Source organism: Modestobacter roseus (assembly GCF_007994135.1).
GTDB lineage: Bacteria > Actinomycetota > Actinomycetes > Mycobacteriales > Geodermatophilaceae > Modestobacter > Modestobacter roseus.
In genome coordinates, this window is record NZ_VLKF01000001.1 from 3,471,558 (window position 1) to 3,498,552 (window position 26,995).

Genomic DNA, 26,995 nt, shown 5'->3' on the forward strand with positions numbered 1-26,995 from the left:
GCACGCTCGTCGCGCCCCGGCCGGGCGCATCATGCCCGGCGCGGCTGCGCGGCACTCGCAGGGCGCACCGGTGGGCGGATCGCCAGGCCGGCCCGCGCCGCGTCCAGCTGCACCGGCGAGCGCAGCACCGCCGGCCCCAGCCGCAGCACCCCGTCGCTGCGCGGCGCGCACCGCACACCGCCCCGGCCGCGCATGCCGCGGTGCGCGCCCGGGGCGAGCACCCGGTCCAGCCAGGCGCAGGGGTGGGCCGGCCGGCCGCCGGCGAGCACGATCCCGTCCAGGCTGAACTCCACCCCGCGGAGCGCCTCGACCTCCGCGCCGCGCAGCACCACGTTGCGCCGGGTGGCCAGCGGGTCGAGCGGGCCGGCCCCGAGCTCGGCGGCGAGCGCCTCGACCGCCTCGGCGGCGAGCACGGTCACCGAGGCGTCCCGGTGCGCGGGCTTGCCGAAGTAGCGGTCCCCGACGACGCCGAGCCCGGCCCGCACCTCGATCCGGTCCACCCGCTCCACCGGCCGCGCGGCCACGGCGTCGTCCGGCCGCCCGTCGTACCGGTGCTCCGGCGAGGCGAGCAGCCCGACGACCTCGACGTCGTACCGGTACGGCAGGTCGTCGGTCTCCACGCCGCCATCCTGCCCGCTGCCCCGGGCGGTTCGCGGCCGGTTCGGGACCGCCGGGCCACGCCGGGGCGACCCTAGGGTGGGCGCATGGGCGTCCACGAGGCGGTGCGGCGGTTCGGCCGGATCTCGGCCGACCGCGGGCTCCGCGTCCACGGCCTGGTCGTGCACCAGCGGGGGGCGGCGGCTGTCGACGAGCACTGGGACCTCGATCTGCGCCGGGACGTCTTCTCCGCGTCGAAGACGGTCACCGCGCTGGCGGTGGGTCTCGCCGAGGCGGAGGGCCTGCTCAGCCGGGACGACCCTGTCCTGCGCCACCTGCCGCAGCTCGCCGCTCGGGCAGCTCCCGGCGTCGAGCTGGTGACCGTGGACTCGCTGCTGCGGATGACGTCGGGCCTGACCTGGCGTTGGGCGGCTCCCGATGCCGATCACCCCGGCGATCCCGCCGTCGACGTCCTGGCCGGCCGCCCCGTCGCGACGCCCGGATCGGTGTTCCGGTACCGCGGGGGGAGCACCTACCTGCTCAGCCGCGTGATCCACGCGTGCTCCGGCGTGGACCTGCGGGACTTCCTGGTGCCGCGGCTGTTCACCCCGCTGGGCATCGCGAACCCCCAGTGGCACCGGTGCCCGTTGGGACACTCCCTCGGCGCGGTCGGACTGTGCCTGCGCACCTCCGAGCTCGCCGCGTTCGGTCGGCTGCTGCTGGACTCGGGCCGGTGGCACGACCACCAGCTGGTGCCCCCGGACTTCGTCAGCGCGTTGACCAGCGACCCGGTCGACACCGACGGGCACGTGGCAACCGGCGCCCCCGGCCCGCACCCGGACAACGCCCGCTATGGCCGGGGCGTGTGGTTGTGCGCCCGGGACGACGCCTGGCGGATGGACGGCATCCACGGCCAGGTGAGCGTCGTGCTGCCCCGACACGACGCCTGCGTCACCGTGACGGCCGGGTACCCCGGGCCCACCAGCGACGTCCTCGACGCACTGTGGTCGGTGGTCGTCCCGGCGCTCGGCTGACCGGACCGTCCGGGCGGTGGTCCGGGCCGGCGTCACCCCGCGGAGGCCAGCCCCGCCAGCACGTCCCGCAGCGGCGTCGCCGGGCGCCCGAGCAGCTCGGCGAGCAGCGGCCCGGTGGCGGCGAACTCCCCGCGCCGGGACGCGGCGAACATGCCCAGCAGCATCCGCGCCTGCCCCTCGGGCACACCGTGGCCGATCAGCCCCGCCGCCCACTCCTCGTCGTCGACGACCACCCGCCGCACCGGCCGGCCGGTCAGCTCGGTGAGGAGGGCGGCCACGTCGGCGAGGTCGAGGGCGGCCGGACCGGTCAGCGGCGGGGTCGGGCCGTCGAACCGGCCCGGGTCGGCCAGCAGGACGGCGGCCGCCTCGGCGAGGTCACCGTGCGTCGTCCAGGAGACCGGCCCGTCGGCCGGGGCGACGAGCTCACCGGTCTGCAGCGCCGGGCCGAGCAGCAGCGGGACGGTGCTCGCGTAGAAGCCGTTGTGCAGGGCGGTGAACGGCACCTCGGCGCCGGCCGCGTACGTCTCGGTCGCCGCGTGGTCGAGCATCGGCCCGAACAGCGAGTCGGCCGCGGCCGCCTGGTGGCTGGTGTAGACGACCCGCCCGGCTCCCGCCGCACGGGCCGCGTCGACCGCGGCGGCGTGCTGGGTGACGGCATCGGTTCCGGTCGAGTCCACCGAGACGACGAACACCTGGGTGGCGCCGGCGAAGGCGTCGGCGAGGGACGCGGGGTCGGCGAAGTCGCCGCGCCGCACGCGCACGCCGCGGTGGGCGAGGTCGGTGGCGCGCTGCGGGTCGCGGACGCTCACCCCGACCTGGTCGGCGGGCACCCGCTGCAGCAGGTGCTCGACGACCTGGGACCCGAGCTGGCCGGTGGCACCGGTGATGACGATCATTGATCTGCTCCTTGCGTTATCGGTGGAAACATCAGCACGCTAACAGCCCGCTTCCGTCGATATCAAGAGGGCGTTATCGTTGGTCCATGACGCAACCGGGGCGGGACGCGACGCGGTCGGCGCTGGTGGAGGTCGCCGCGGCGCTGCTGCGTGACGCCGGGCCGGCCGCGGTCACCACGCGGGCCGTCGCCCAGGCCGCCGGCGTGCAGCCGCCGACGATCTACCGGCTCTTCGGCGACAAGGACGGGCTGCTCGACGCGGTCGCCGAGCAGGTGTTCGCCACCTGGGTCGCCGGCAAGCGGCTGGCGACCGAGACCGACGACCCGGTGGCCGACCTGCGCGCGGGCTGGGACGGCCAGATCGCCTTCGGCCTGGCCAACCCCGGGCTCTACGGGCTGCTCAACGAGCCGGGCCGGGCCACCCGTTCACCGGCGACGCTGGCCGGGATCGACGTGCTGCGCGCCCGGGTGCACCGGATCGCGGCGGCGGGCCGGCTGCGGGTCTCCGAGCGGCGGGCCGTGGAGATGGTGCACGCCGCCGGCACGGGTGCCGTGCTCGCGCTGCTCACCCAGCCCCCCGCCGATCGGGACCTCGGTCTCGCCGACGCCATGTGGGCGGCCCTGGCCGCGGCCGTCCTGACCGATGAGCCGCCGGCTGCGGCGGGCGACACCACGGCAGCCGCGGTCGCCTTCCGCACGGTCGCGCCCGACCTGCCCGGCCTCACCCCGGCCGAGCGGGCCCTGCTCAGCGAGTGGCTGGACCGCGCGATCGAGGGGTGAGGTCAGCGCTCCGCGGTGCGGTGGATCGGGCCGGCCACCTCGGCCAGCCGCTCCCCCGTGCCACCCCAGCGACCGGAGATGATCTCCGCGGCGATCGAGATGGCGGTCTCCTCCGGCGTGCGGGCGCCCAGGTCCAGCCCGATCGGCGAGGCCAGCCGGCCCAGCTCGGCGTCGGTCAGCCCTGCGTCGGACAGCCGCGCGAGTCGTTCGGCGTGCGTCCGTCGCGATCCCATCGCGCCGACGTAGGCCACCGGCAGCCGCAGCGCGACCTCCAGCAGCGGGACGTCGAACTTCGGGTCGTGGGTGAGCACGCAGAGCACGGTGCGCTCGTCGATCCGGCCGGCGTCCACCTCGGCCTGCAGGTACCGGTGCGGCCACTCGACCACCACCTCGTCGGCGTCGGGGAAGCGGCGGGCGGTGGCGAAGACCGGCCGGGCGTCGCAGACGGTGACCCGGTAGCCGAGGAACGCCCCGACCCGGGCGACGGCGGCGGCGAAGTCGATCGCGCCGAACACGACCATCCGGGCCGGCGGGGCGAAGGAGGAGACGAACAGCGTCAGCTCGTCGCCGCGCCGCTCGCCGTCGTGGCCGTAGGTGAGCGTCGCCGTGCGCCCGGCGGCGAGCAGCCCGCGGGCGTCGTCGGCGACGGCGTCGTCCAGCCGCTGGAGGCCGAGGGTGCCCGACGCCCGGTCGGGCCAGAGCACCAGCCGCTTCCCCAGCCGGTCGTCGGGCCCCGAGATGCAGGTGACGACGGCGACCGGCTCGTGCGCGCCCACCGACGCGGCGACGGCACCGAGCTCGGGGAAGGACTCCCGGGAGACCGACTCCACGTACACGTCGAGGACCCCGCCGCAGGTCAGGCCGACGGCGAAGGCGTCGTCGTCGCTCACGCCGTACCGCTGCAGCGACGGCGTCCCGGTCGCGACGGCGTCCCGGGCCTCCTCGTAGACCGCGCCCTCGACGCAGCCGCCGGAGACGCTGCCCACCGCCGTCCCGTCCGGGCCGACCAGCATCGCTGCCCCGGGCGGGCGGGGCGCGGACCGCCAGGTGCCCACCACCGTGCCCACGCCGACCGTCTCCCCGGCCTGCCACCACCCGACCAGGTCCTCAAGAACTTCGCGCATCTGCGTCCTCCTGTCTTTCGGCCTCGGTCGGAGGCTCGCCGCGAGCCTGCGAGTGGTGAGTGGACCGGGGTCCTTCAGGCATGTGTGATCACCCCTGCCAGCTCCTCGAACGCGGCCAGGCTGTGCCCGGCGACGAAGTGGTCGACCGACGGCAGCGCCGCCACCATCCCGCCGGTCAGCGGCTCGTAGCCGGACCGGCCCTTGTGCGGGTTCACCCAGACGACGGCGTGCGCGAGCCGGTGCAGCCGGGCCATCTGCTCGCCCAGCAGCTCCGCTCCCCCGCGCTCCCACCCGTCGCTGCACACCACGACGACGGCGCCCCGGGCGGTGCCGCGCTGACCCCAGCGGTCCAGGAACGCCTTGAGCACCTCGCCGATCCGGGTGCCGCCGGACCAGTCCGGGATCGCCGCACCCCCGGCGGCCAGCGCCCGGTCCGGGTCACGCAACCGCAGTTCCCGGGTGACCCGGGTCAGCCGGGTGCCGATGGTGAACACCTCGGTCGACGCCGGCCGGGCCCGGACGGCGGCGTGCGCGAACCGCAGCAGGGCGTCCGCGTAGGGGCTCATCGAGCCGGAGACGTCGACCAGCAGCACCACCCGGCGCGGGCGGGGCCGGGCCCGGTGGTGCGCCAGCCGGCGCACCTCCCCGCCGTCCCGCAGCGCGGCGCGGACGGTGCGGCCGGCGTCGACGGCGCCGTGCGGGGAGGGTGCCCGCCGCCGCGACCGGCGCATCGGGGTGGCCGGGGCGAGCAGGGCGAACAGCCGGCGCAGCTCGACGCGCTCGGCGACGGTGAGCTCGGCGACGTCCCGGTGCCGCAGCACCTCCGCGCCGCTGGCCTTCGTCGCCAGGTCCGACGGTTCCTCGCCGGCGTCCCCGGTGCCGCCGCCGGTGAGCGGCGCGACCGTCGCGAGCCGGGCCGGTTCGTCCCCGCCCCGGGGACGACCGCGCGGCACCTGCCCGGAGAACCAGGCGGCGAAGGCCGCGTCGTAGCGGTCGAGGTCGTCGGGGCTGCCGCAGAGGGTCAGCCGGCCGGCCCAGTAGACGGCGGTGGCGTCGAGGACGTCGAGGTGCGCGACGGCGGCGAGCATGGCCTCGACCCGGTCGGGCGAGGCGGCGACCCCGGCGTTCCGCAGCGTGCGGGCGAAGCCCAGCACCGTCGAGACGACGTCCCGGGTGTCAGGCACCGAACAACGCCCCCCGGGCCAGGGAGCGCACCCGCTCGCCGTCCTCCCGGTACTTGAGCACCGCGCCGAGGGTGCGGGCCGCGGTGTCCGGGTCGAGCTCGCGGCAGCCCAGGGCGTGCAGCGCGCTCGCCCAGTCCATCGCCTCGGCGACCCCGGGCGGCTTGAGCAGGTCCAGCTCGCGCAGCCGGCCCGTGGCCCGGGCCACCTGACGGGCCAGCTCGTCGGTCACCTCGGGCAGCCGGCGGCGCAGGATCGCCACCTCGCGGTCGAAGTCCGGGTGCTCCAGCCAGTGGTAGAGGCAGCGGCGCTTGAGCGCGTCGTGCACCTCGCGGGTGCGGTTGGAGGTGAGCACGACGAGCGGCGGGGTCTCGGCCCGGATCGTGCCCAGCTCGGGGACGGAGATGGTGAAGTCGCTGAGCACCTCGAGCAGGAACGCCTCGAACTCGTCGTCGGCCCGGTCGACCTCGTCGACCAGCAGCACCGACGGGGAGTCCTCCAGCGCCTGCAGCAGCGGGCGCGCCAGCAGGAAGCGCCGGTCGTAGAGCCCGGCCTCCAGCTGCTCGGTGTCGCCGGTGGCGTGCGCGGCCTCGGCGGCGCGCAGGTGCAGCAGCTGGCGGCCGAAGTCCCAGTCGTAGAGGGCGTGGCTGGCCTCCAGCCCCTCGTAGCACTGCAGCCGGTACAGCGGCCGGCCGGTGACCTCGGCCAGCGCCCGGGCCAGCGCGGTCTTGCCGACGCCGGCCTCCCCCTCCAGGAACAGCGGGCGGTGCATGACCAGCGCCAGGTACGCCGCCGTCGCCAGACCCTCGTCCGGCAGGTAGTCGGTCGACTCCAGGGCGTCGGCGAGCTGAGCGGGGTCCGTGGGCTGCGTCACCTGACGCAGCATCCCACCGCCGGGCCGGCGCGGTCGGTCAGTCTTCCGCCATCGCGGGCAGGTAGTCGTCGTAACTGGCGATGACGTCCTCCAGCTCGACGACGTCGGGGAAGTCGGCGACGTCCTGGTGCGTGCGCAGGAACCGCACGGTGCGCCGCACGACGTCCTCCTCGTCGTCGGCGCCCAGCCGGTCCAGCGCCTCGGAGCTGAGCCGGAACCAGGTGGTCACGTCCTCGGCCTCGGTGGGCTGCACCACCACGTACTCGCCCTCGCCCTGGGCCTGGATCTCGATGTCGTCGTCCCGCACGTCGTCAGCCACGGCGGGAGCCCTACCCGGAGCGGCCCCGGGAAACGCGGGTCAGGCGGGCGGACCCCAGGCCCGGTGACACTGGGCCAGGCTCGCCGCGTCCAGCTGGTCGGCGCTGAGCGCGGCGACCGGCAGCGGCGGGCCGCCGGGCCGCAGCCCGGGCAGCAGCAGGGCCAGATAGCGCCGCCAGATCTGCGGCGCGGTGCCCTCCGCGAGCTCGGCGACGGCGCAGACCATCTGGGTGATCATCTTGAAGTCACCGGGGGTGAGGTCGGTGCGCAGCTCGCCGGCCGCCTGGGCCCGCTCGACGAGCTCGGTGAGCGGCTCCTCGAGCTTCTCCTTGACCCGCAGCATGCTCTGCGGGTCGGAGGCGCTCATCAGCACCTCGCGCAGCCCCCGGTTGAAGGCCTGCAGCTCCATCGCCGACTCGAGGCAGCTGACCAGCCCGCGCCACGGGTCCTCGTCGGCCAGCGCCCTCTCGGCGTTGGCCACCAGCACGTCGATGCACTCCTCGAGCACGGCGGTGGCCAGCTCGAACTTGTTGGCGAAGTGCCGGTAGGCGGTGCCGACGCCGACGCCGGCCTCGCGGGCCACGTCGTCCAGCGTCGCCTCGAGGCCCCGCTGGGCGAAGACGGTGCGGGCGGCCTCCAGCAGCAGCTCGCGGTTGCGGGCGGCGTCGCGGCGCAGCGGGCGGGCGGCGGTCTCCGCGGTGGTGCTCATCGTGCTGGTCACGGAGTCCTCCTGTCCCGCCCGCCGCGCCGTCGCGACGGTCATCCCTCACAGGGTGCCACGTCCGGCCCCTGCCGCTACAGCGCGACGACCGCCGTGGACTCGTCGATCTCCGGCACCCCGGGCCGCAGCACGACGGCCGAGAGCACCCCGCCGACGGCGAAGATCGCCGCGGCCCACCAGAACGCGGTCGTGTAGCTGTGCACCGCGGCCTCGGCCAGCAGGGTCGGCCCACCGGCGTGCCCGCCGATCCAGTCCGCCGCCGCGGTCGCCGCGATGGTGTTCAGCAGCGCCGCACCGATCGAACCGCCCACCTGCTGGGTCGTGTTGACCATCGCCGAGGCGACGCCCGCGTCGTCCTCGGTGACGCCCAGGGTGCCCAGGCTGAACGACGTGGCGAACACCAGGCCCAGGCCGACGCCGGTGAGCAGGATCGCCGGCAGCACCGTGGTCGAGTAGTGCGACTGGATGTCGATCCGGGTCAGCACCACCATGCCGGCGGCGGACAGCAGCATGCCGCCGGGGACCAGGATGCGCGGCGGCACCCGCGGCGCCAGGACCGTGCTGGCCGCACCGGCGGTGACGATCAGCGCGCCGGTCATCGGCAGGAACGCGATCCCGGCCCGGACCGCGCTGTAGCCGAGCGTCGCCTGCAGGTAGTAGGTGAGGAAGAGGAAGACGCCGAACATGCCGGCCGCGGCCAGCGCCATCGCCAGGTACGCCCCGCCGCGGTTGCGGTCCAGGACGACGCGCATCGGCAGCAGCGGGTGCCGCACCCGGGTCTCCAGGACGACGAAGGCGGTCAGCAGCAGCGCGGCGGCGACGAGCAGCCCGACCGTGACGCCGTCGGACCAGCCGTCGCTCTCCGCTCGGGAGAACCCGTAGACCAGCGCGAACAGCCCGGCGCTGACCAGCAGGGTGCCGGGGAGGTCGAGCCGGGGCCGGTGCGCCGACGCCCGGTGGGTGATCAGCAGGAACCCGCCGACCAGCGCGGCGATCGCGAAGAAGAGGTTGACGTACATCGTCCAGCGCCACGAGGCGTACTCGGTGAGGACGCCACCGAGCAGCAGCCCGATCGAGGCACCGGCGCCGGCGATGCCGCCGTAGATGCCGAAGGCGCGCCCGCGCTCGCGCGCGGTGACGAAGGTGGTGGCGAGCAGGGAGAGCCCGGCGGGCGCCAGCAGCGCACCGAAGGCGCCCTGGACGGCGCGGGCGGCGACGAGCATGCCGAAGTCGGTGGCGGCGCCGCCGACGGCGGAGGCGACGGCGAAGCCGCCGAGACCGACCAGGAAGACGGCCTTGCGGCCGAGCAGGTCGGCGATCCGGCCGCCGATGAGCAGCAGGCTGCCGAAGGCGAGGGCGTAGGCGGTGATGACCCACTGCCGGTCGGCGTCGCTGAACGCGAGGTCGGCCTGGGCGTAGGGCAGGGCGATGTTCACGACGGTCGCGTCGAGCACGACCATCAGCTGCGCCACGGCCAGGACGGCGAGCACCCACCAGCGGCGGGCGTGGTCGGGCGGGTCGTCGACCGTGGTCGATCGGCTCACGAGGGTGTCGGACACGGTTCCTCCAGACGACGATGCGGAGTCGGGATCTCCGCTTCGTCGGAGACCGTACGGCACATCCGGAGTCGCTGTCTCCACTTTTCGCCCTGCGATCTGCATCTCGCCCGGTCGGGGCACGATGGGCGGATGCCGGACACCCCGCCCCACGACCTGGCCCGCGATGACCTGGCCCTCGGCGACGACCTGCGCGCCTTCATCGACGCCTCCCCCTCGCCGGGGCACGCGGTGGCCGAGATGGCCCGCCGCCTGGTCGCGGCCGGCTTCACCGAGCTGGCCGAGACCGACAGCTGGGCCCTCACCCCGGGCGGCGCCCACTTCGTCGTCCGGCGGGGCGGCAGCCTCATCGCCTTCCGGGTGGGCAGCGGCGCGCCGGCGGAGACCGGGATGCGGCTGGTCGGGGCGCACACCGACTCCCCGACCTTCCGGGTGCGGCCGCACTCCGACGTCCGGCAGGCGGGGTACCGGCTGGTCGGCGTGGAGCCCTACGGCGGCGGGCTGTGGCACACCTGGCTGGACCGGGAGCTCACCGTCGCCGGCCGGGTGGCGCTGCGCGGCGGCGGGGAGGCGCTGGTCGAGCTGCCGGGCGCACCGCTGCGGCTGCCGTCGCTCGCCATCCACCTGGACCGCAGCGTGCGGGACGGGCTGACCCTCGACCCGCAGCGGCACCTCGTGCCGGTCTGGGACCGCGACCTGGGCACCGAGCCGGGGCTCCGGGAGGCCGTCGCGGCGGCGGCGGGGGTCGGGGTGGACGACGTCGTCGGTCACGACCTGGTGCTGGCCGACACCCAGCCCGCCGCCCGGGCCGGCGCCGACGGCAGCTGGGTCGCCGCACCACGGCTGGACGACCTGGCCTGCTGCCACTCGGGGCTGACCGCGTTGATCGGGGCGCCGGCCGGGGAGCGCACGCAGCTGCTGGTCTGCAACGACCACGAGGAGGTGGGCAGCGGCTCGATGTCCGGGGCGCGCGGCAGCTTCCTGGAGGACGTGGTCGACCGCCTGGTGGCGGCGACCACGCCGGGTGATGCGCAGGCGGTGCACCGCACGCTCGCCCGGTCGGTGCTGGTCAGCGCGGACATGGCGCACGCCGTGCACCCGACCCGGGGCGAACGGCACGAGCCGGCGCACACGCCGCAGCTGGGTGGCGGGCCGGTGCTGAAGGTGAACGCGAACCAGGCGTACGCGACCGACGGCGTGGGCGGCGCGTGGTTCGCCGAGCGCTGCGCGGCGGCGTCGGTGCCGGTGCAGTGGTTCGTCAGCCGCGCGGATCTGCCGTGCGGCAGCACCATCGGCCCGCTGACCGCGACCCGGCTGGGCATCGCCACGGTGGACGTCGGCGCCCCGATGCTCGCCATGCACTCGGCTCGCGAGCTGGCCAGCGCGCGGGACGTGCCCCTGATGGTGGCGGCGTTGACCGCCTGCTTCACCGACTGATCCGCGCGTCACCGCCCGCCGCCGCCGATCAGTACGGCGGCGGCGCGGTGACGGCGGTCAGGCCGGTGGGGGTGGTCACGGTGAGCGTGCCGTCGACGGCCAGCTCGTGCCGCCAGCCTGGCGCCTGGTGCTTGCCCCGGTGGTCGGTGGTGCAGTAGCCGACGAGGTTGGTCGCGCTGGTCGATCCCTGCGGGTACGGGACGTCGTGGTCGAGCTCGCCACCCCGGGGCACGCGGCGGCGACAGCCGGGGAAGCGGCAGCGGCGGTCGCGGGTGCGGACGAACCGGTTCAGCTCAGACCCCGGCCGGTAGCCGTCGGTGGCCGGCGGCGGGCCCAGCCCGGCGCGGCCGGCCAGGTCATGGGCGCACCCCTCCGGACGCCGCCGACAGGCGCGAGCACCGCAGCGCGCGGCGCGACGCAGTTCGGGGAGGCCGGCCAGCGCCAGGAAGGTCCCGGTCAGCGCGTCGGCGAGCACGAGCCGCGGCCGGTCGGCGAGCCCACCGCCGCCGGTGCGGGCGAGCAGGTCGGCGAGCACCGACCGCTGGTCGTCGTCGGCAGCGGCGAGCGCGGCCAGCGCATCGTCGGCCGCATCGACCCGGCCGGCCGCACTGTTCCGCCAGCCGTCCTCGTCGGCGGCGTCGGCGCGGCAGGCATCGGCGACCTCCCGACGGGCGTGCCCGACCGCCTCCTGCGCCGTGCGCAGGGCGGTGCTCGCCTGGTCGACCGCCTCATCGGCGCGCGACCACCACCCGGGACGGCCCGGTGGCGCCTCACCGTCGCCCGGCGGTGCGACCGCCTCCGCGGGAGCCCCGACATCACCGGGGGACCCCAGGGATCCCGCGCACCGCTCCGCCTCCTCGGCAGCCCAGGCGTCCAGGACGTGGTGCTCGAACTGCGCCCACCCGGCGTGCGGCCAGACCTCGTCGACGTCCTCGGGCTCCCGGCGCTCCGCGGAGCTGCCGCCGCGGACGGCCGGCGTCGAGTCCGGGTCGGCATCGGCATCGGCGTCGGCATCGGCGTCGGCGTCGGCATCGGCGTCGGCATCGGCGTCGGCGTCGGCGTCGGCGTCGGCATCAGCGCCGGCGGGGGCATCAGCGCCGGCTGACACTACGTCCGCCTGGGCGTCCAGATCGGCGGCCCCGGCGGTCACCTCGACGCCGGTCGACGGGGAGCCGCTCTCACCGTCGACCGCCTCCCCCGCCGGGTGCTGGTGCTCACCGCCTCCCCCGAAGGCTCGGACCAGCGCTCGGACCACCTCGGCCGGGACGACCTGGCCGTCGACCTCACCGGGTGCGTCACCACCGAGCACCGTGGCGACCGGCGCAACCACCTGGAGCACCACCTGCACCGCCGGCCAGTCCCGCCCACCGGGGCGGAGGACGAGATCGAGCAGGCAGTCGGCCATCTTCTGACCGCGGGTGCGCTGGTCGCCCGGCTCGTCGAGCGCGTCGGCGTAGGCCTCCAGCGCCCGGTACAGGGCCTGCGCCTCGGGGATGGTGAGCAGGGCGGCAACCTCGGCGGTGCCGTCGATCCGCCCGGGACGCCGGTGGACGCCGCGCTCGGCGAGCGCCCGCGAGAGCCGACGGGCCGCGGCCCGGGCGTCGCGGCGGAGCACCTCACGCCGCGCCTTGGCGCCGAGCTGCGCCGGCGTGGTCACCCGCCCGGCCGACCACTCGAGCAGCGCGGCCTCCACCTCACCGCGGACCTGGTCGTCCTCGATCGGGGCGACCTTGTCGAGCATCGGCCACAGGTGCCCGGTGTGCAGGGCGCCGGACTCCAGCGCCGCCAGCGTGCGGGGCAGCCGGTGGACCAGCGTCAGCGACCGTTCGAGCAGCGCCTCCGCCGCCTCGGCGCTGATCGACAGCGCGACCACGAGCTCTCGCGCGGCCCACTCGCTCACCGGCCGCAGGACCTCGGCCCGGGCGGCCCAGCGTTCGGCGCTCATCGCACCCGGCTCGCCCGGCGACCGGTCGGCCGACGCGGGCCGGGATGCGGCGAACGCGGCCACCGCCCGAGCGCGCTGCGCCGTCTGCCGGGCGATCTCCCGGTCCGCGACCTGGACGGCGCCGAGCGGACCCGACGAGAGCGCGACCGCAGGGGACGTCAGCCCCTGCTCGGCAGTCCCCGTCGCGGTCACATGTTCGATCATACGTTCGAAAGGCGATCGCCACAAGCGCTTGACTGGGCAGATAACCATCTCGCCGGCACGCCGACCGGCCATGATCGGCGAGGCCACCGACAGTCCTGCCCGGACGTCGGCCGCGACCGTCGGGGACGTCGTCCGCCCGTGACAAGGTCATGACACCAGCGACAGAGGAGGACCGCCATGCCGCCGTCGAGCAGGTCGGCGAGTGGACGACCTGCGACACGAGCGGGGCGCCCTACACGGTGACCACCCACCGCTGACCAGGCCGTGCGTGGCCTGCGGCACACTCTGCGTCGTGCTCACCGAGGACCGGCAGGACTCGTCGTGGCGTCCGGCGCCCGACCGTTACGAGCAGACCCCGTACCGGCGGGCGGGCCGCAGCGGGGTCCTGCTGCCGCCGGTCTCGCTGGGCCTGTGGCAGAACTTCGGCGGGGACCGGCCGCTGGAGACCGCCCGGGCGATCCTGCGGCGGGCGTTCGACCTCGGCGTCACCCACATCGACCTGGCCAACAACTACGGCCCGCCCTACGGCGCCGCGGAGACGACGTTCGGGCAGGTGCTGCGCAGCGACCTGGCGCCGTACCGGGACGAGCTGTTCATCGCCACCAAGGCCGGCTACGACATGTGGCCCGGCCCCTACGGCGACGGCGGGTCGCGCAAGTACCTGCTGGCCAGCCTCGACCAGTCGCTGCGCCGCACCGGCCTGGACCACGTCGACGTCTTCTACCACCACCGCCGCGACCCGGAGACGCCGCTCGCGGAGACGATGGGTGCCCTGGACGCCGCTGTCCGCGCGGGCAAGGCGCTCTACGTCGGCCTGTCCAACTACGCCCCGGCCGACCTGCGCGAGGCCGCCGCGATCCTCGCCGACCTCGGCACGCCGGTGCTGCTGCTCCAGCCGCGCTACTCGATGTTCGACCGGCGGCCGGAGGGTGAGCTGCTCGACACCGCGGCCGAGGTCGGTGCCGGGGTGGCGGTCTTCTCCCCGCTCGCCCAGGGCCGGCTCACCGACCGGTACCTCGACGGCATCCCGGAAGGGTCCCGGGCCACCCGCAGCGCCTACCTCTCCGCCTCCGACGTCACCGACGACCTGCTCTCCCGCGCCCGCGCGCTGGACGCCCTCGCCGCCGCGCGCGGGCAGAGCCTGGCCCAGCTGGCGCTCCGCTGGGCGGTCCGCGACGAGCGGGTCACCACCGCGCTGATCGGTGCGAGCAGCGTGGCCCAGCTGGAGGCGAACCTCGCCGCCACCACGGGACCGGACCTCACCGACGAGGAGCTGGCCGCGATCGAGGCGCACCTCCCCTCGGCCGGGACGGCGCTGCAGGTCTGAGGGATGGCGCCCCGACGCTGCCCCTGCGGCACCGGCCTCCCGCTGGCCGAGTGCTGCGGCCGGCTGCACGACGGCACCGCCACCGCGGCGACCGCCGAGCAGCTGATGCGCTCCCGGTACAGCGCCTTCGTCGTCGGCGCCCCGGCGTACCTGCTGGCCACCTGGCACTCCACCACCCGCCCGCGCTCGCTCACGCTCGACCCGGACGTGCGCTGGACCGGCCTGGACGTGCTCCGCACCACCGGCGGCACGCTGCTCGCCGCCGAGGGCACGGTCGAGTTCCGCGCCTCCCACGTCATCGGCAGCGCGGCCGGCAGCCAGCACGAGGACAGCCGCTTCGTCCGGGAGGACGGCGCCTGGCGCTACCTGGACGGCGTCGCCCTGCCCTGACCACCGCACTGTTCACCGGGGCGTCGTCCGGCGGTTTGTTGCGACCCGTTCGCAACAGCTAGGTTGTTGCGAGCTGTTCGCAGCAAGCCCTGGCCGCCCGTGAACGGAGCCCCGTTGCCCTCCCGCGCACCGCTCGTCCTGCTCGCCGCCGTGGTCCTGACCGGTTGCACCGCCCCCGGCAGCGGTACCGACGCCGCCGAGGCGGGCACCGACCGGCTGGTGCTGGCCGACGCCTACGAGCCCGAGGCGTTCAACCCGGTCGCCGGGCACGGCGAGACCGGCTACTCGCGGGTGTACGACGGGCTGGTCCGCCTCGCCGGCGGCGGGGACGGGATCCCCGAGCTCGAGCCGGCGCTGGCCAGCCAGCTGCCGCAGGGCAACGACGACGCCACCGAGTGGACCGTCCCGCTGCGCGAGGGCGTCACCTTCTCCGACGGCACGACGTTCGACGCCGAGGACGTCGTCGCCACCTACGAGGCCGTGCTCGACCCCGCGTCCGCCTCCCCGATCGCCAGCAACTACGCGATGGTCGAGAGCGTCGAGGCGGTCGACCCGCAGACCGTCGTCTTCCGGCTGGCCTACTCCTACGTGCCGTTCCCGACCAAGCTGCTGCTGGGGATCGCGCCGGCCGAGGCGCTGGCCACCCCCGGCCCGGCCGAGGAGTCGGCGCTGAACACCGCCCCGGTCGGCACCGGGCCGTTCGTGCTCACCGAACGGCGCGGCGACCGGACGGTGTTCGAGGCCAACCCGGAGCACTGGGGCGGCGCACCCGAGGTCGACGAGCTGGTCGTCGTGTACGTGCCCGACGACAACACGCGCGCCCAGCGGATGGCCAGCGGGGAGTTCGACGGGACGACGCTGCCGCCGCTGCTGGCCGACACCCTCGCCGACGACGAGGAGCTGACCGTGGTCGGCCACCCCTCCGCCGACTGGCGCGCGGTCTCGCTGCCGGCCGGCAACCCGGTGACCGGCGACCCGGCCGTGCGGCGGGCGCTCAACGTCGCCGTCGACCGCGAGGCGATCGTCGCGTCGGTGCTCGGCGGGCACGGGGAGGCGGCCTCGACCTTCGTGCCGGCGGTGTTCGGTGCGTACGCCGAGCCCGCGGCGGTGTTCGGGCACGACCCGGACGAGGCGCGCCGCATCCTCGACGACGCCGGCTGGGTGCCCGGACCGGACGGCGTCCGGGTGCGGGACGGCCAGCGGGCCGAGTTCACCGTCATGTACTTCCCGGAGGAGACGCTGCGCCGCGACCTCGCCCAGGCCTTCGCCTCCGACGCGCTGGCGGTCGGCGTGGAGGTCGACCTGGAGGCGGTCGACCGGCCGCAGTTCCGGCCGCGCATCCCCACCGACGGCGCACTGCTGGGCGGCGGCGACGTCCCCTACGACCCGGACACCCAGCTGTACAACGCGCTGCACTCCTCGTTCACCGCCGACGGCGTCGGCGGCCCGTTCGACAACCCCGCCGACTACCGCAACCCTGCCGTGGACGCCGCGCTCGACGAGGCCCGGCGCAGCACCGACGACGGCGTGCGGGTCGACGCCTACCGCGAGGTGCAGCGCCAGCTGGTCGCCGACCCGCCGGCGGTCGCGCTGGCCTTCCTCGAGCACGTCTACGTGATGCGGGACGGCGGCTGGACCGGCACCGAACCGGTGCTCGAGCCGCACTCGCACGGCGTGAGCTGGGGCCCGTGGTGGAACCTGCGCGACTGGCGGCGCGAGGGGTGACCCTGACCGATCTCCCGGCGCCCCGGGTCGCCGACGCACCGGCCGGAACGGCCCCGCGTCGGCGACCCCGGCGGGCGCGCTGGCAGGCGGCCGGACGGCTGGCCCGCCGGCGGCTGCTGTTCGTCCTGCCGGTGCTCGCCGTCGTCTCCGGCGGCGTCTTCGCCCTCGCCGCGGCCTCCCCGTTCGACCCGCTGACCGGCTACCTCGGCGACCGGTACCTGACCGCCAGCGAGGAGGCGCAGGCCCGGATCGCCGAGGAGCTGGGCACCGGGCGGCCCTGGTGGGAGCAGTACGGCGACTGGCTGGGCGGGCTGGTCACCGGCGACCTCGGCACGTCCCGGTCCTTCGGCCAGCCGGTCGCCGAGGTGCTCGCCGAGCGGCTGCCCTGGACGCTGCTGCTGGTCACCGTCGCCCTGGGCCTCGCCGTCGTCGCCGCGCTCGTGCTGGGCACGTGGAGCGCGGCCCGGCGCGGCGGCTGGGTCGACCGGGTGGTCACCCCGGTCTGCCTGCTGCTGCAGGCGGTGCCGCCGTTCGTGGTGGCGCTGGGCGCGGTCGCGCTGTTCGCCATCGCGCTGTCCTGGCTGCCGGTCGCCGGCCTCACCGACGCCGGCGCCGAGCTCTCGGCCGGGCAGGTGGCCCGGCACCTGGTGCTGCCCGCCGCCGTGCTGGCCGCCTCGCAGCTGCCCTGGCTGCTGCTCAACGTGCGCCAGTCGGTGCTCGCCGCGCTCGCCGACGACGCCGTCGTCGCCGCCCGCGCCCGTGGCCTCAGCGAGCGCACCGTCGTCACCAGGCACGCCCTGCCGACGGCGCTGCTGCCGTTCGTGACGCTGCTCGGCGCCCGGCTGCCCGAGCTGGTGGTCGGCGCCGTGCTGGTCGAGGAGGTGTTCAGCTGGCCGGGGGTGGCGCAGGCGGTGGTCACCTCCGCGGTGCAGCTGGACTTCCCGCTGCTCGCGGTGCTCACCCTGCTCACCACCGCGGCGGTGCTGCTCGGTTCGCTGCTCGCCGACGCCGCCTACGTGCTGCTCGACCCCCGGGTGGCCGCCGATGGCTGACCGCCGGCTGCTCACCGGGCTGGCCCTGCTCGCGCTCGTCGCCGGGTACGCCCTGCTGGTGCCCTGGGTCGCCGGCGTCGACGACCGGGTCACCGACTTCGCCGCCGCCCGGCAGGCGCCGTCGTGGGCGCACCTGTTCGGCACCGACTCCGCCGGGCGGGACCTGTTCGTCCGCACCGCCGCCGGGCTCCGGATCTCGCTGCTCATCGCCGTCGTCTGCGCGGTGCTGTCGGTGCTCATCGGCGCGCTGGTCGGTGCGCTCTCGGCAGCCGCCGGCGGCTGGGTCGACCGGGTGACCATGCGGGTGGTCGACGCGGTCAACGCCGTGCCGCACCTGCTGCTCGGCATCGTGCTGGTGGCGCTGTTCCGCGGCAGCCTGGTCGCGATCATCGCCTCCATCGCGCTCACCCACTGGACCCAGGTGGCCCGGATCGTCCGCGCGGAGGTGCTCTCGCTGCGCGACCGGGAGCACGTGGACGCCGCGCTGCTCGGCGGGGCGGGCCGGTGGCGGGTGGTGCGACGGCACCTGCTGCCCGCCGCCGCCCCGCAGGCGCTGGTCGCCGCCGTCCTGCTGCTGCCGCACGCGGTGTGGCACGAGTCGACGCTGAGCTTCCTCGGACTGGGCCTGCCCCCGCACGCGGCGAGCCTGGGCACGCTGCTGCAGGAGGCCCGCAGCTCGCTGCTGCTCGGCGGCTGGTGGACGCTGGTGTTCCCCGCGCTCGGCCTGGTGCTCGCCACCCTCGCCGTCGCGGCGGTCGGGTCGGCGCTGCGTGACCGCACCGCGCTGCCCGAGCGGGCCGGAGCCCGGCTGTGACCGCCCCGGTGCTCGCCGTCCCGGTGCTGACCGTCTCCGGGCTCACCGTCCGGTTCCCCACGGGACGGCGGTCCACGGTGCACGCGGCCACCGACGTCTCCTTCGACCTGGTCCCGGGCCGGGTGCTGGCGCTGGTCGGGGAGAGCGGGTGTGGCAAGTCGGTGCTGGCGGCGGCGCTGCTGCGGCTGCTCCCGCCCGGCACCGAGGTCAGCGGCACGGCCGTGCTGGCCGGCGGCACCGACCTGCTCGGCGCCCCCGGACGGGTGCTGCGCCGCAGCATCCGGGGCCGCCGGGTGGCGCTGGTGCCGCAGTCCGCGGCGACCGCGCTCACCCCGGTGCGCACCGTGCGCGCGCAGGTCGAGGAGACCGTCGCCGAGCTGACCCCGGACGTCGACCGCCGGGCCCGCGCCGACGAGCTGGCCACCCGGGTGGGGCTGGCCCCGGCCGACCTGGACCGCTACCCGCACGAGCTCTCCGGCGGCATGGCGCAGCGGGTGGTCGTGGCGCTGGCGCTGGCCGGCGACCCCGACGTCGTGCTCGCCGACGAGCCGACCGCCGGCCTGGACCGACCGCTGGTCGACCGCACCCTGCGGCTGCTGCGCTCGGTGGCCGACCGCGGCTGCGCCGTCCTGCTGATCACCCACGACCTCGGCGCGCTGCAGCGCACGCCCGGGCTGGTGGACGACGTCGCCGTCATGTACGCGGGCCGGCTGGTCGAGACCGGCCCGGCGGACGCCGTGCTCGGCGACCCGGCGCACGACTACACCCGGGCACTGCTGGGCGCGCTGCCCGCGGGCGGGTTGGTGCCGATCCCCGGCATCGCGCCGACGCTCACCGACCTGCCGCCCGGCTGCGCCTGGCACGCCCGCCGGCCGCACAGCGGCGCCTGCGACGGCGGGGAGGCGGTGCACGTCGCCGGAGCCCGGACGAGCCGCTGCCGGCCCCCGGCAGGTGCCCGGTGCTGACGCTGGCCGGCGTGACCGCCGGGTACGGGGCGGAGCCGGTGCTGCACGACGTCGACCTCCGGGTCGCGCCCGGCGAGGTGGTCGGGCTGGCCGGGCCCAGCGGCACCGGCAAGACGACGCTCGCCCGGGTCGCCGCGCTGCTGCTGGCGCCCCGGCAGGGCACCGTGACCGTGGACGGCGTCCCGGCCGGCGGCGTCCGGTACGCCCGCCCACCGGAGCTGCGCACCGCCGTCGGCATGGTCTTCCAGTCGCCGCGCCGGTCGGTCGACGCCCGGCTGCGGCTGCGCGACGTGATCGCCGAACCGCTGCGGCTGCGCGGACTGCCCACCGCCGGACGGCGCGGCGCGGCCGCCCGCGACGCGCGCACCGCCGAGCTCGCCGACCGGGTCGGGCTGACCGCCGACCTGCTCGCCAGAAGGCCGCACGAGGTCAGCGACGGGCAGCTGCAGCGGGCCTGCCTGGCCCGGGGGCTGGCCGCGCGGCCGCGCTACCTGGTGTGCGACGAGATGACCGCGATGCTCGACGCGTCGACGGCGGCCGCGCTGGTCGGCGTCGTGCGGGCCGAGGTCGCCGCCGGGCGGCTGGGCGTGCTCGCGATCAGCCACGACGAGGACCTGCTCGCCGTCTGGGCCGACCGCGTCGTCGGGCTCGGCGGGGTTCGGCCCGCCGTCTGAGGGGCAGGGGTCCGGCATGCGTGTGACCTTCATCGTGCTCGGCGGCCGGGGCGACCTGACCGGACGACTCCTCCTGCCCGGGCTGGCCGAGCTGTTCGCCGCCGACGGCGACGGCGTCGGCGGGGACGAGATCGACCTGCTCGCGGTGGGTCGGGCCGGGTGGTCCGACGAGGACTACCGCGGCTGGGCCCGGGAGCGGCTGGCCGAGCACGCCGGGCACGTGCCGGAGGAGGTCCGGGACCGCCTGGTCGGCCGGCTGGCCTACCAGCAGGGCGACGTCACCGAGGCCGCAGACCTGCGCCGGGCCCTGGCTCGGGCCGCGGGCCGCCCGGTCGTCTACCTGGCCCTGCCGAACACCGTCTTCCTGCCGACGCTGCAGGCGCTCACCGAGGTCGACCTGCCCGAGGGCACCTCGATCGGCGTGGAGAAGCCGTTCGGCCGCGACCAGGCCGACGCCCGCGAGCTCAACACCGTGCTGCACCGGCTGGTGCCCGAGGACCGGGTGTTCCGCACCGACCACTTCCTGGCCAAGCAGACCGTGCTCAACCTGCTGGGGCTGCGGTTCGCCAACCGGCTGTTCGAGCCGGTCTGGAACGCCGGCCACGTGGACCGGGTGGAGATCGTCTTCGACGAGACGCTGGGCCTCGAGGGACGGGCCGGCTACTACGACGGAGCCGGCGCGCTGCGGGACATGCTGCAGAACCACCTGCTGCAGCAGCTGGCGCTCGTGGCGATGGAGCCGCCACTCGCCGTCGACGGGCCCAGCCTGTCCGCGCGCAAGGCCGACGTGCTGCGCGCGGTGCGCCCCCCGGCCGACATGGCCCGGGACACGGTGCGCGCCCGGTACACCGCCGGCACGGTCGGGGGCCGCCACCTGCCCGACTACACCAGCGAGGACGGCGTCGACCCGGCGCGGGAGACCGAGACCTACGCCGAGTACACGGTCACCATCGACAACTGGCGCTGGGCCGGGGTGCCCTTCCGGCTGCGCAGCGGCAAGGCGCTGGGGGAGGGCCGCCGGGAGATCGCGGTGTGGTTCAAGCCGGTGCCGCACCTCGCCTTCGACGGCGTCGGGCAGCCGGAGCCCGACGTCCTGCGGCTGGGGCTCGACCCGGACCACGTCACGCTGGAGCTGAACCTCAACGGGGCGGGCGAGCCGTTCGACCTGGAACGCCGCGACCTGGACATCGACCTCCCACCCAACTCCCTGTCGGCCTACGGCCTGCTGCTCCGGGAGATGGCCACCGGCGCCGCGGCGCTGTCGATCAGCGACGTGGAGGCCGAGGAGTCGTGGCGGGTCGTCGAGCCGATCCTCGCCGCGTGGGCCGCCGGGGCGGTGCCGCTGCAGGAGTACGCGGCCGGTTCGTCGGGGCCGACCCGCGACTGAGACGTCGCCCGGCCGGGTGACATCCCGGCCGGGATTCGCCGTCCCGACGGGGACGCGCCAGGCAGCGGCCACCGCTCGGACACCTGACCCGCTGAACCTGGCGGCGTCCGGGCCCCGCCCAGGGGCCTCCCGGCACCCGAGGTGTCCCTGTGACCCCCACCGCGCTCGCCGTCCCCGCCGCGCTCCGGTACACGACGGCCACCCACACGACGGCCACCTACACGACGGCCACCTACACGGCGGCACTCGCCACCGACGCCGCCGACCTCGCCGCCGTCCAGCGCCTGCGCCACGAGGTGTTCGCCGTGGAGGGCGGCGCCCAGCTGGGTCCGGCAGGCGCCGCCGTCGGCCTGGACGTCGACGAGTGGGACGAGCTCTGCGACCACCTGCTGGTCCGCGAGGAGAGCACCGGCGAGGTGGTCGGCACGTACCGGCTGCTGCCGCCGGAGAGCGCCGCCGTCGCCGGCCGCAGCTACTCCAGCGGCGAGTTCGACCTCGACCGGCACGCCACCCTGCGCCCCGGCCTGGTCGAGGCGGGCCGCAGCTGCGTGCACCCGGCCCACCGCAGCGGTGCGGTGATCACCCGACTCTGGGCGGGCGTCGCCCGGTACGTGCTCGACCGCGGCGCCACCCACCTGGGCGGCTGCGCCTCCGTGTCGCTGTCCGACGGCGGCGCGACCGCCGCGGGCGTGTGGGACCTGGTCCGCGACCGGCACCTGTCCCCCGCCGCCCTGCGGGTCGTGCCGCACGTGCCCTTCGACGTCGAGCGCCCGCCCCGGCCGGACCGGCTGGTGGTGCCGCCCCTGCTGCGCGCCTACCTGAAGCTGGGCGCGCGGGTCTGCGGCCGGCCGGCCTGGGACGGCGCCTTCGGGACGGCGGACTTCTACGTGCTGCTCGACCTCGCCGACGTCCCCCGCCCGGTGCTCGACCGGCTGACCGGGGGAACCCGATGAGCGTCTGGCTGCCCGTGAGCGCCTGCACCGCCGCCTGCGCCGGCGACCCGGCCGCCACCGCGGACGCCGCCACCCGGCGCCGCCGCTGGCTGCGGCTGGCCGGCGCGCTCGCCGGGGCGGGCGCCGCATCGCTGCGCGCGCCGGCGACCAGCACGCGTGGCCGCCGCCGCATCCTGGTCTGCGCCGCGGCCCGGGTGCTGACCGCCGTCGGCGTCCGGGTCGAGGTGCACCCCTCCCCGGTCGGCTGGCCCCGCACCGGGCCCGGGCACGGCCCCGGCCACCTGGTGGTCAGCAACCACGTGTCCTGGGTCGACGACCTGGCGATGCTCACCGTCGTCCCCGGGTTGCCGGTGGCCAAGCGCGAGGTCGGCGAGTGGCCGCTCGTCGGCGGGCTGGCCCGCCGGGCCGGGCTGGTGCTGCTCGACCGCGCCCGGATCCGCACCCTCCCCGGCGCCGTCGCGCAGGCCGCCGCCGCGCTGCGGGCCGGCGCCACCGTCACGGTGCACCCGGAGGGGACGACGTCGTGCGGGGTGGAGCTGGCGCGGTTCCGCCCCGCCTTCTTCCAGGCCGCGGTGGACGCCGCCGCCCCGGTCTGCCCGGTCGCCGTCCGGTACCGGCTGGCCGGCGGGGACCCCACCGCGCTCGCCGGCTACCTGGCCGACGAACCGCTGTGGCGGAGCGTAGCCCGGGTCGTCGCCGCCCGCGGACTGGTCGTGGAGGTGCACCTGCTGCCCGCCCTGGACCCGGCAGGGGCGAGCCGCCGGGAGCTGGCCGCACTGGCCGAGTACGCCGTCGCCGCGGTCACCGAGTCCCGCGCCCCGGTCGTCGCCGCGCACCCGCGCCGGCTCCGGACGCCCGTCCGGCGGGTCGTGCCGGCGCCGCGGGAGCCCTCCCGTGCTGCGTGAGACCGCGCTGCCCGACACCGCGCCCGGCGACCCGGCCACCGTTGCCGTCCCCGGCACGCCGGGGATGCGGGTGCTGGTGGTCGCCGAGACGTTCCTCCCCGCGGTGAACGGGGTGGTGAACTCGGTCCTGCGGCTGGTCGACCACCTGGCCGTGCGGGGGCACGACCCGGTCGTGCTGGCGCCGTCGGGGGCCGACTACGAGTCCCGGTGCGGCGCCCGGGTGCAGGTGGTCACCGTGCCGGCGATGCGGCTGCCCCGCTACCGGCAGCTGCAGCTGGCCCGCCCCACCGGCGACCTCACCCCGGTCGTGCGGCGGCTGGCCCCGGACGTCGTCCACCTCGCCTCCCCGGCGCTGCTCGGGCTGGCCGCGGCGCGCGCCGCCCGCACGCTGGGCGTGCCGTCGGTCGCGGTGTTCCAGACCGACCTCGCCGCCTTCGCCCAGCGCTACCGGCTGCCCGGCGGCCCGGCCGCCGCGTGGCGCTTCCTGCGCACCGTGCACGGCACCGCCGACCTCACGCTCGCACCGTCCTCACCGACGGCGGCCGAGCTCCGGCGGCACGGGATCGGCCCCGTCGCCCTGTGGCCCCGGGGCGTGGACCTGGAGCAGTTCTGCCCCTCCCGGCGCGACCCGGCGCTGCGGGCCGAGCTGGCACCCGGGGGCGAGCTGCTGGTCGGGGTGGTGGCGCGCCTCGCGCTGGAGAAGCGGCTGGACCTGCTCGGCCCGATCAGCGAGCTGCCCGGGGTGCGGCTGGTCGTGGTCGGGGACGGCCCGCAGCGGCGGGCGCTGACCCGGGCGATGCCGCGGGCCCGGTTCCTCGGCCAGCTGGGCGGGGCGGACCTCGGCGCCGTCGTCGCGTCGCTGGACCTGTTCGCGCACCCGGGCGCCGACGAGACGTTCTGCCAGGCGGTGCAGGAGTCGCTCGCCGCCGGGGTGCCGGCGGTGGTGGCCGCGTCGGGCGGGCCGCTGGACCTGGTGCGGCACCAGGAGAACGGCTGGCTGTGGGCCGGCGACGACCCGCACGTGCTGGCCGCGATGGTCGCCGGGCTGCGCGACGACCCGGCGGCGCTCGCCGCGGCCGCCGCCCGGGCCCGGCCGTCGGTGGCCTGCCGCACCTGGGGCCGGATGGGCGATGCGCTCATCGACCACCTGCGGGGGGTCCGGGCGGCCGCGGCGCTGCCCCCGTGACCGCACGCACCGGTTCCACACAGACCGGTTCCACGTGGAACGAACCGGCCGGTTCGGGTGAGGATCGGGGGGTGGACATCCAGCCGGCGCCCTCATCGCTCATCGACCTGTCGCAGTGGCGGCTCAACGCGCTGCCGGACACCAACAGCGACGAGGACTGGGACGACGACCGCGAGCTGTTCGACCCCCAGGGCAACCGGGTCGACTCCTGGCGCGAGGGCTTTCCCTACGACGAGCGGCTGCAGCGCCGCGAGTACGAGATCCAGAAGCGGCTGCTCCAGATCGAGCTCCTCAAGCTGCAGGGCTGGGTGAAGGACACCGGCCAGCGGCTGGTCATCGTGTTCGAGGGTCGTGACGCCGCGGGCAAGGGCGGCACCATCAAGCGGTTCACCGAGCACCTGAACCCCCGTGGCGCCCGGGTGGTGGCCCTGGACAAGCCGTCCGAGCGCGAGCAGACGCAGTGGTACTTCCAGCGGTACGTGCAGCACCTGCCCGCTGCCGGGGAGATCGTGCTGTTCGACCGCTCCTGGTACAACCGGGCCGGCGTCGAACGGGTGATGGGCTACTGCACGCCCGAGCAGTACCGGCTGTTCATGCGCCAGGCGCCGGAGTTCGAGCGGATGCTCGTCGAGTCGGGCACGCACCTGGTGAAGTTCTGGTTCTCGGTGACCCGCAGCGAGCAGCGCAGCCGGTTCATCGTCCGGCAGATCGACCCCGTGCGGCAGTGGAAGCTCTCCCCCACCGACCTGGCCTCACTGGACCGGTGGGAGGCCTACACCGAGGCGAAGGAAGCCATGTTCCTGCACACCGACACCGGGCACGCGCCGTGGACGGTGGTCAAGAGCAACGACAAGAAGCGCGCCCGCCTCGGTGCCATGCGGCACGTGCTGGACCGCTTCGACTACACCGACAAGGACGCCGCGGCCGTCGGGACCCCGGACCCGCTCATCGTCGGTGCGGCCGCCGACGAGCTGCCCGCGGCGCGCTGACCCCCGGACCCGGGGACGACACAGCGCCCGCCCCGAACTGCCGGGGCGGGCGCTGTGCTGGATCAGGTGGTGCTGGGTGTCGCTGCGATCAGCGGCGGGTCTCGTCGATCCCGTCGGTGTCGACCTGCTCCTTGCGGACGGTCTCGCTCACCTGCTGCTGGTCGGTGACGGTCTCGGTGCCCAGGCGGACGCGCTCGACCGGCACGGCCTCCTTCTCCACGACGGGACGCTCGGCGTGCAGCGTCACCTCGTGCTCCTCCTCGGAGATGGCCGGTCCGTCCATGGCGTTGCCACGGTTGGCGTCGGTGATCGGCTCACGCTCGAGCCGCACCTCCTCGTGGGACACCGGCACGGTCTCGGTCACGTTCTCGGTGACCACGAACTTGCGGAGCCGGGCGCGGCCGGTCTCCTCCTGCCGGGTGCCGACGTTCATGCGCTCCTCGGAGAGCGTCATCGCGTCGTCGGTGTTCGGGCCGGAGGTGTCGTGGCCCGTGGTCCCGTGCCGGTCGGTGTCGGTCGTCCCGGCAACCGTCTCCGTACGGGTGGTCTCCGTCGTCGCGGTGCCGCGGGTGGTGCCGTAGTACCGGTAGAGCTCCTGCTCCTCCTCGGGGGAGAGGTGCCCGTCGGTGTCGATCTTCGGCGCGTCCTTGACCTGCGCCTTGCTCACCGGGACGCGCACACCGTCGCCGGTCAGGTCGGCGTCCGCGATCGGGACGAAGGACTCCTTGGTGCCGAACATGCCGGTCTTCACGGTGACCCACTCCGGGTTGCCGGACTGGTCGTCGAGGTAGACCTCGGAGGCGGTGCCGATCTTGTCGCCGTCAGCGTCATAGACGTCTGCGCCGATCACGCGGTCGAGGGTGTCGGTGCCGATCATGGTTCCGTTCTCCTCAAGTTCGGGGACGTGTCGTCGCAGAGGGGTCTGCCCTCACGGCCCGCGCGGAAACGGCTGCAACACGATCGACATGCCCGAACGCGTGTGCCGCGCGGCGGGAAGGGAGGGCATCCGCGCAGGTCACGTGCTCGCGAGGGGCGAGATCGGCATCCGGAGCGACACGCCCGGGCGCGCTGGATTGGTCCCCGGCCAGGCGTGTCGTCCAGATCTGCGCCCGCTCCCGCCGCAGCATGGGGGCGTGCCTCCCCGTTCGCCGTACGACGACCTGGTCCACCCCCGCACCCAGAAGAAGCCCTCGCCCCAGGTCGAGGCGCTGAAGGACGTCGTCGTCGAGGACCCCAGCAGCGGGTTCGTCGGCGCCGTCGTGCGCTGCGAGAAGGACGTCGTCCACCTCGAGGACCGGTTCGGGAAGGTCCGCGCCTACCCGCTCGGGCCCGGGTTCTGGGTCGACGGCCGGCCGGTGGTGCTGGTGCGGCCGAAGACCAACGCGCCGTCCGGCCCGCAGCGCAGCGCGTCGGGCTCGACGTACGTCGTCGGGGCCCGCGCCCGGGTGGCCCGCGAGGGGCGCATCTACGTGGAGGGCAAGCACGACGCCGAGCTGGTGGAGAAGGTCTGGGGCCACGACCTGCGGATCGAGGGCGTCGTCGTCGAGCCGCTGCACGGTGTGGACGACCTGCCGGGCATCGTCACGGAGTTCCGCCCGTCGTCGGGCCGCCGGCTGGGTGTGCTCGTCGACCACCTGGTGACCGGTTCCAAGGAGTCCCGGATCGCCGCCCAGGTCACCGGCGACCACGCGCTGGTGGTCGGGCACCCGTTCATCGACATCTGGCAGGCCGTCAAGCCGTCCGTGGTCGGGATCAAGGCCTGGCCGACGGTGCCGAGGGGTGAGGACTGGAAGACCGGCGTCTGCAAGCGGCTGGGCTGGGAGGACGACACCGGCTACGTCTGGGCGCAGCGCATCCTGGCCCGGGTGAAGGTGTGGACCGACCTGGAGCCGACGCTGATCGGCCGGGTCGAGGAGCTCATCGACTTCGTGACCACCGACTGACCCGCCTTCGACGTCGACA

General features: G+C 75.8%; 26 protein-coding genes. 16 read left to right on the forward strand and 10 right to left on the reverse strand.

Going from position 1 to position 26,995, the window contains the following annotated elements; all coding sequences use genetic code 11:
- Nucleotides 1-29: 29 nt before the first annotated feature.
- Nucleotides 30-620, reverse strand: coding sequence for an MOSC domain-containing protein (locus tag JD78_RS16645; RefSeq protein WP_228395110.1), 591 nt, complete (start codon nt 618-620; stop codon nt 30-32).
- Between the two features lie 84 nt (nt 621-704).
- Here JD78_RS16645 and JD78_RS16650 point away from each other — a divergent pair, with 84 nt between their 5' ends.
- Nucleotides 705-1,631: a serine hydrolase domain-containing protein gene (locus JD78_RS16650; protein ID WP_153359591.1), complete on the forward strand. Its 927-nt coding sequence runs from the start codon at nt 705-707 to the stop codon at nt 1,629-1,631.
- A 32-nt stretch (nt 1,632-1,663) separates the two neighbouring features.
- Here JD78_RS16650 and JD78_RS16655 read toward each other — a convergent pair whose 3' ends face one another.
- On the reverse strand, nt 1,664-2,527 hold the full coding sequence (locus JD78_RS16655; protein WP_153359589.1) for an NmrA family NAD(P)-binding protein: 864 nt from the start codon (nt 2,525-2,527) through the stop codon (nt 1,664-1,666).
- A gap of 86 nt (nt 2,528-2,613) precedes the next feature.
- Here JD78_RS16655 and JD78_RS16660 point away from each other — a divergent pair, with 86 nt between their 5' ends.
- The gene (locus JD78_RS16660; protein WP_153359587.1) at nt 2,614-3,306 is read left to right on the forward strand and encodes a TetR/AcrR family transcriptional regulator; all 693 of its coding nucleotides are present in this window, start codon (nt 2,614-2,616) and stop codon (nt 3,304-3,306) included.
- Between the two features lie 2 nt (nt 3,307-3,308).
- Here JD78_RS16660 and JD78_RS16665 read toward each other — a convergent pair whose 3' ends face one another.
- The 6 genes from JD78_RS16665 to JD78_RS16690 all read right to left on the reverse strand — a co-directional run bounded on the left by JD78_RS16665 (nt 3,309) and on the right by JD78_RS16690 (nt 9,083).
- Nucleotides 3,309-4,430 carry an XdhC family protein gene (locus tag JD78_RS16665; protein ID WP_153359585.1) on the reverse strand — a complete coding sequence of 374 codons (1,122 nt, stop codon included), beginning with the start codon at nt 4,428-4,430 and terminating at the stop codon, nt 3,309-3,311.
- 74 nt (nt 4,431-4,504) lie between these two features.
- Nucleotides 4,505-5,614, reverse strand: a complete 1,110-nt coding sequence (locus tag JD78_RS16670) for a vWA domain-containing protein (RefSeq protein ID WP_153359583.1) — start codon at nt 5,612-5,614, stop codon at nt 4,505-4,507.
- On the reverse strand, nt 5,607-6,485 hold the full coding sequence (locus JD78_RS16675; protein WP_228395109.1) for an AAA family ATPase: 879 nt from the start codon (nt 6,483-6,485) through the stop codon (nt 5,607-5,609). Before JD78_RS16675 ends, JD78_RS16670 begins: the two co-directional genes overlap by 8 nt.
- 37 nt (nt 6,486-6,522) lie before the next feature.
- Nucleotides 6,523-6,804 (reverse strand): hypothetical protein, encoded by a 282-nt coding sequence (locus JD78_RS16680; RefSeq protein ID WP_153359579.1) that lies wholly within the window; start codon nt 6,802-6,804, stop codon nt 6,523-6,525.
- Between the two features lie 39 nt (nt 6,805-6,843).
- Nucleotides 6,844-7,566: a TetR/AcrR family transcriptional regulator gene (locus JD78_RS16685; protein ID WP_208104128.1), complete on the reverse strand. Its 723-nt coding sequence runs from the start codon at nt 7,564-7,566 to the stop codon at nt 6,844-6,846.
- A gap of 32 nt (nt 7,567-7,598) precedes the next feature.
- The gene (locus JD78_RS16690; protein ID WP_228395108.1) at nt 7,599-9,083 is read right to left on the reverse strand and encodes an MFS transporter; all 1,485 of its coding nucleotides are present in this window, start codon (nt 9,081-9,083) and stop codon (nt 7,599-7,601) included.
- Between the two features lie 129 nt (nt 9,084-9,212).
- Here JD78_RS16690 and JD78_RS16695 point away from each other — a divergent pair, with 129 nt between their 5' ends.
- Nucleotides 9,213-10,517 (forward strand): M18 family aminopeptidase, encoded by a 1,305-nt coding sequence (locus JD78_RS16695; protein ID WP_153359574.1) that lies wholly within the window; start codon nt 9,213-9,215, stop codon nt 10,515-10,517.
- A gap of 28 nt (nt 10,518-10,545) precedes the next feature.
- On the opposite strand, the gene JD78_RS16700 is transcribed toward JD78_RS16695, so the two are convergent.
- On the reverse strand, nt 10,546-12,654 hold the full coding sequence (locus tag JD78_RS16700) for an HNH endonuclease signature motif containing protein (RefSeq protein WP_153359572.1): 2,109 nt from the start codon (nt 12,652-12,654) through the stop codon (nt 10,546-10,548).
- A gap of 304 nt (nt 12,655-12,958) precedes the next feature.
- Here JD78_RS16700 and JD78_RS16705 point away from each other — a divergent pair, with 304 nt between their 5' ends.
- The 12 genes from JD78_RS16705 (at nt 12,959) to ppk2 (ending at nt 25,033) form a co-directional block, all read left to right on the forward strand.
- Nucleotides 12,959-13,993, forward strand: a complete 1,035-nt coding sequence (locus JD78_RS16705; protein WP_153359570.1) for an aldo/keto reductase — start codon at nt 12,959-12,961, stop codon at nt 13,991-13,993.
- Between the two features lie 3 nt (nt 13,994-13,996).
- A complete protein-coding gene (locus JD78_RS16710) occupies nt 13,997-14,383 on the forward strand; it encodes a YchJ family protein (RefSeq protein WP_153359568.1) in 387 nt (128 codons plus the stop codon).
- A gap of 114 nt (nt 14,384-14,497) precedes the next feature.
- The gene (locus tag JD78_RS16715) at nt 14,498-16,108 is read left to right on the forward strand and encodes an ABC transporter substrate-binding protein (RefSeq protein WP_208104129.1); all 1,611 of its coding nucleotides are present in this window, start codon (nt 14,498-14,500) and stop codon (nt 16,106-16,108) included.
- Nucleotides 16,105-17,160 (forward strand): ABC transporter permease, encoded by a 1,056-nt coding sequence (locus JD78_RS16720; RefSeq protein WP_228395107.1) that lies wholly within the window; start codon nt 16,105-16,107, stop codon nt 17,158-17,160. The genes JD78_RS16715 and JD78_RS16720 overlap by 4 nt, the downstream gene beginning before the upstream one ends.
- Nucleotides 17,153-17,974 (forward strand): ABC transporter permease, encoded by an 822-nt coding sequence (locus JD78_RS16725; RefSeq protein WP_153359564.1) that lies wholly within the window; start codon nt 17,153-17,155, stop codon nt 17,972-17,974. Before JD78_RS16720 ends, JD78_RS16725 begins: the two co-directional genes overlap by 8 nt.
- The gene (locus JD78_RS16730; protein WP_153359561.1) at nt 17,971-18,939 is read left to right on the forward strand and encodes an ABC transporter ATP-binding protein; all 969 of its coding nucleotides are present in this window, start codon (nt 17,971-17,973) and stop codon (nt 18,937-18,939) included. Before JD78_RS16725 ends, JD78_RS16730 begins: the two co-directional genes overlap by 4 nt.
- Nucleotides 18,933-19,613, forward strand: a complete 681-nt coding sequence (locus JD78_RS16735; RefSeq protein ID WP_153359558.1) for an ABC transporter ATP-binding protein — start codon at nt 18,933-18,935, stop codon at nt 19,611-19,613. Before JD78_RS16730 ends, JD78_RS16735 begins: the two co-directional genes overlap by 7 nt.
- A gap of 16 nt (nt 19,614-19,629) precedes the next feature.
- Nucleotides 19,630-21,000, forward strand: a complete 1,371-nt coding sequence (locus tag JD78_RS16740) for a glucose-6-phosphate dehydrogenase (RefSeq protein WP_153359555.1) — start codon at nt 19,630-19,632, stop codon at nt 20,998-21,000.
- Between the two features lie 149 nt (nt 21,001-21,149).
- Nucleotides 21,150-21,953, forward strand: coding sequence for a GNAT family N-acetyltransferase (locus JD78_RS16745; RefSeq protein ID WP_153359552.1), 804 nt, complete (start codon nt 21,150-21,152; stop codon nt 21,951-21,953).
- Nucleotides 21,950-22,858 carry a lysophospholipid acyltransferase family protein gene (locus tag JD78_RS16750; RefSeq protein ID WP_153359549.1) on the forward strand — a complete coding sequence of 303 codons (909 nt, stop codon included), beginning with the start codon at nt 21,950-21,952 and terminating at the stop codon, nt 22,856-22,858. The genes JD78_RS16745 and JD78_RS16750 overlap by 4 nt, the downstream gene beginning before the upstream one ends.
- The gene (locus JD78_RS16755) at nt 22,848-24,044 is read left to right on the forward strand and encodes a glycosyltransferase (RefSeq protein ID WP_208104130.1); all 1,197 of its coding nucleotides are present in this window, start codon (nt 22,848-22,850) and stop codon (nt 24,042-24,044) included. Before JD78_RS16750 ends, JD78_RS16755 begins: the two co-directional genes overlap by 11 nt.
- 71 nt (nt 24,045-24,115) lie before the next feature.
- Nucleotides 24,116-25,033, forward strand: coding sequence for a polyphosphate kinase 2 (ppk2, locus tag JD78_RS16760; protein ID WP_153359547.1), 918 nt, complete (start codon nt 24,116-24,118; stop codon nt 25,031-25,033).
- A gap of 88 nt (nt 25,034-25,121) precedes the next feature.
- On the opposite strand, the gene JD78_RS16765 is transcribed toward ppk2, so the two are convergent.
- The gene (locus tag JD78_RS16765) at nt 25,122-25,910 is read right to left on the reverse strand and encodes a DUF2382 domain-containing protein (RefSeq protein ID WP_153359545.1); all 789 of its coding nucleotides are present in this window, start codon (nt 25,908-25,910) and stop codon (nt 25,122-25,124) included.
- Nucleotides 25,911-26,166: 256 nt separating this feature from the next.
- Between JD78_RS16765 and JD78_RS16770 the strand changes: the two genes are divergently transcribed.
- Complete coding sequence (locus JD78_RS16770) at nt 26,167-26,976, forward strand: DUF3097 domain-containing protein (protein ID WP_153359543.1); 810 nt, start codon at nt 26,167-26,169, stop codon at nt 26,974-26,976.
- Nucleotides 26,977-26,995: the final 19 nt, after the last annotated feature.